This window comes from Streptomyces sp. SID3343 (genome assembly GCF_009865215.1).
Lineage (GTDB): Bacteria > Actinomycetota > Actinomycetes > Streptomycetales > Streptomycetaceae > Embleya.
Map to the genome: position 1 here is coordinate 1 of NZ_WWJX01000484.1, position 4,023 is coordinate 4,023.

Consider the following 4,023-nt stretch of genomic DNA (forward strand, 5'->3'; position numbering starts at 1 on the left):
CCGTCGGCGAGACAGGCCACCGTTGGTGAGACAGGTCGATGTCGGCGAGACAGGCCACCGTCGGTGACAACGGGCCGCGAAGTCTTGCAGACGATCGCCACGCTCTTTGGTCACACTCTCTCCGACCCCGATGGGCCGCGCCCCGCCGTCCGGCGGAAACGTCACGGGCCCGGGAGGGCTCGACGCCTGGTCTCGCGGAGGTCATTCCCGTCACCCACTCGGCCGTCCCCCACCCGTGCGCCCCCGCCACCCGCACGCGACGCCCGCACATTCGGCGTACCGGACACGCCTCCCGGCGCCGGTCGTTGCCGGGCAACCGACCGATGCGCTGCCTACGCTTCCACCCGGGGGTACCGAGCCGGGCGACGAAAGTGCGACGACGTGACCAGTGCAGGTACCCACATCCCCGTCGACCCGGTCACGGCCGGGCTCCGGGAAATCCGCGAGCGCCTCGGCCGGATCACCGACGGCGAGGTCGCGAACTACATCCCCGAACTCGCGCGCGCCGACCCCGATGCGTTCGGGATCGCGGTGGTGAGCATGTCCGGACACCGCTACCTCGCCGGGGACACCGACGTGGCGTTCAGCATCCAGTCCGTGTCCAAGCCGTTCGTGTACGCGCTCGCCCTCGCCGACCTCGGCCTGGACGCCGTCCTGCGCCGGGTCAACGCCGAACCCAGCGGCGAGGCGTACAACGCGATCAGCCTCGAACCCGGTACGGGCCGCCCGGCCAACCCCATGGTCAACGCCGGCGCGATCGTCACCACGTCACTGATCGTCGCCCCCGACGCGGCCGCGCGCTTCGAGCGCATCCGTGCGTGCCTGTCCGCGTTCGCCGGGCGCGATCTCGACGTCGACGAGCAGGTGTACGCCTCCGAGGCCGCCACCGGCGACCGCAACCGCGCCCTGGCCTACCTGATGCGCGGCGCGGGCTCGCTCGTCGGCGACGTGCACGAGATCGTCGAGACCTACTTCCGACAATGCTCGGTGCGGGTGACCGCAGCCGACCTGGCGGTGATGGCCGCGACCCTCGCCAACGGCGGCGTCAACCCGCTCACCGGCGTGACGGTGATCCAAGAGCCGGTCGCCGTACAGGTGTTGGCGCTGATGGCGACGTGCGGTCTCTACGACGAGGCCGGCGCGTGGCTGCTGCGTGCGGGCCTGCCGGCCAAGAGCGGTGTCTCCGGCGGCCTGATCGCCGCGAGCCCGGCACGGCTCGGCATCGCCGTGTACAGCCCACCACTGGACGTGGCGGGCAACTCGGTACGCGGTGTCAAGGCCCTCACCGAGGCGTCCGAACGCTTCGCCCTGCACCTCATGCACCGGCCGCTGCAGCAAACCCTGACCGTCACCGACCGCAGCACCGCACGCGAACACCCCTCGGCCCGACCCCGCGACGCCGCCGCGACCGCGATCCTGCGCCGCGACGGCCGGCGCATCGCGATCGTCTCGGCCCAGGGCACCCTGGAGTTCACCGAGACCGAGCGACTGCTCAACGAGGTCCGCACCGCCCTGCCCCCGGCCCCCGGATGGCTGGTGCTGGACCTGGAGCGGGTCACCCACGTGGCCAAGGGAGCGGCGGCGATGCTCGGCGCGACACTGGGCGACCTGGTCCGCTCGGGCTACGAAGTCGCGGTGACCGCACAGGAGTCGATGGCCAAGGAGGCGCACCGCGACGGCGACACGTGGACGGTGTTCGCCGGCCGTGAGCAGGCCGTCGCATGGTGCGAGGACCGCCTGTTGGCGGGACGGGGCTGAACGGTGAACAGCCGGGTCGAACCGTCGAGCGAAGCGGTACAGTTTTTCCATGTACATCTCGTCCTGCCCGAGCTGGTGGCGCTCCCCATAGGAGCGGCCACTTCTCGCGCATGACCGGGGCCGTTCGATCGGACGGCCCCTTTGCGTTCCCTGGATCAGGGGCGTGCGTGTCGTCCGAGCGGATGCGACCCCCGACGGCCACACCCGCACCTCGACAGCCACACTCGCGCCCCGACGGCAACCTCGCGTTCCGACGGCAGCCCTCCAGGAGAACCGCATGACCATCACCCACGACACCCGCGACACCCGCGCCGGCTCCGCCGATCCCACCGCGGTCCCCGAGACCCTGGAAGAGCGCGTGCGCCGAGACCCCACCCGCTTCCGGGTGTCCACCGGCGACCGGCCGACCGGCCGACTGCACCTGGGCCACTACTTCGGCACCCTGCACAACCGGGTCCGCCTCCAGAACCTCGGCGTCGAGATGTTCCTGGTGATCGCCGACTACCAGGTGCTGACCGACCGGGACGTCGCCGATCGTCTGTCGGAGCACGTCGAGGGCCTGATCCTCGACTACCTCGCCGTAGGTGTCGACCCCGCCCGAACCACGGTCTTCACGCACAGCGCGGTCCCGGCCCTGAACCAACTGCTGCTGCCCTTCCTCAGCCTGGTCTCGGTCGCCGAACTGGGCCGCAACCCGACGGTCAAGGACGAGATCGCGCACTCCCGACAGTCGGCGGTCAGCGGCCTGATGTTCACGTATCCGGCCCACCAGGCCGCCGACATCCTGTTCTGCAAGGCCAACCTCGTTCCGGTCGGCCAGGACCAACTGCCCCACCTCGAACTCACCCGTACCGTCGCCCGGCGCTTCAACGACCGCTACGGCAACGGCACATCCGTGTTCCCCGAGCCCGACGCCCTGCTGTCGGCCGCACCGCTGCTCCTGGGTACGGACGGCACCAAGATGAGCAAGAGCCGCGCCAACTCGATCGCCCTGGCCGCCGACGCCGACGAGACCGCCGCCCTGATCCGGGGCGCCAAAACCGACAGCGACCGGCACATCACCTACGACCCGGCCGCCCGCCCCGAGGTCGCCGGCCTGGTCCTGCTGGCCGCGCTGTGCCTGGACCGCGACCCGCACGCGATCGCCGCCGACATCGGTACCGGCGGCGCCGCCGCGCTCAAGCGCACCGTAACCGAGGCCGTCAACGAGTACCTGGCCCCGATCCGCGCCCGCCGCGCCGAGTACGCCCGAGACCGCGATCATCTCCGGGGCATCCTGCGCGAGGGCAACGCCCGGGCCAACGCCGTCGCCGACGCCACCCTCAAGGAAGTACGCAGTGCCATGAACGCCGACTACTGAACGCCGGGTGGGCGGGTCGGCTCGCTGCCGTACCGGTCATCGGCCGACCCGACCCCTCACGGTACTCATTCGCCGACTCGCTCACTTGCTTACCGACTTACTCGGTCACTTACTCGCTCGGTCACTTACTCGCTCGGTCACTTACTCCCTCACTCACTCAGTGGCTCGGTCACTCGGCCGGTCACTCACTCACAAGGTGGGTCGGGCAGGCGAGCGCCCGTCGTCCCTACGCGGATCGAGCGGCGAACGGGGCCGGGCGGAGGATCGCCGACGGCGCGTTCGCGGGGGGCTCGTCTACTCGCCGGCCGTCCCGTCCAGGTGCGCGCGCAGGATGGTGGCGAACTCGTCGGCGCGCGCCAGTTGGACGCGCAGTGCCTCGCAGCGTTCGCGGGTGGTGGCCTCGAAACCCCGGACGACCTCGACCAGCGTTGCTCGTTCGACCGCGTGGACCGTGTCGTCGTCGAGGCGGTCGGTGGCGGCGAGCAGGTCGCGCATCTCCTCCAGGGAGAAGCCGAGCGGTTTCATCCGGCGGATGAGCATCAGTCGTGCCACGTCCGGCTCGGTGTACAGGCGAAAGCCGCCCTGGGAACGGGCGGAGGGCACCACGAGGCCGACCTCGTCGTAGTGCCGGATCGTCCGCAGCGACAGTTCGGTGCGCTCGGCGACCTCGCCGATCTGCATGTGCGGGTGGTCCACGAATGCCCCTTCGCCTACTCGTCCGGGGCAACCCCGAACCTGATCTCTACCGTAACGTTAGGGTAGGGTTTCTCGTCGACGGGGCATTGCCGTGCCTCGTCATGATGCCGCAGTGACGTTCTCGTCCTGCGGCCGGGCGGAAGGAGCGCGATGACTGTGGACCGCGCCGCCTCGTGCCCGCTGTGACTCGCTGACGCCGGCGCCCGCCA

The 4,023-nt window shown here is 70.6% G+C and carries 3 protein-coding genes; 2 read left to right on the plus strand and 1 reads right to left on the minus strand.

Annotation, left to right across the window (positions count from 1 at the left end; all coding sequences use genetic code 11):
- Positions 1–381 precede the first annotated feature (381 nt).
- Together glsA and trpS are read left to right on the plus strand one after the other, a co-directional pair.
- Entirely contained in the window at positions 382–1,758 is a 1,377-nt protein-coding gene (glsA, locus tag GT354_RS15400) for a glutaminase A (protein ID WP_346012042.1), read from the plus strand.
- A 277-nt stretch (positions 1,759–2,035) separates the two neighbouring features.
- Positions 2,036–3,118 (plus strand): tryptophan--tRNA ligase, encoded by a 1,083-nt coding sequence (trpS, locus tag GT354_RS15405; RefSeq protein WP_161356881.1) that lies wholly within the window; start codon positions 2,036–2,038, stop codon positions 3,116–3,118.
- A 294-nt stretch (positions 3,119–3,412) separates the two neighbouring features.
- On the opposite strand, the gene GT354_RS15410 is transcribed toward trpS, so the two are convergent.
- Complete coding sequence (locus tag GT354_RS15410; RefSeq protein ID WP_346012043.1) at positions 3,413–3,814, minus strand: MerR family transcriptional regulator; 402 nt, start codon at positions 3,812–3,814, stop codon at positions 3,413–3,415.
- Positions 3,815–4,023 lie beyond the last annotated feature (209 nt).

Coding starts and splice junctions, on each gene's coding strand:
- trpS (WP_161356881.1), top strand. CDS start 2,036: ATGACCATCACCCACGACACCCGCGACACCCGCGCCGGCTCCGCCGAT.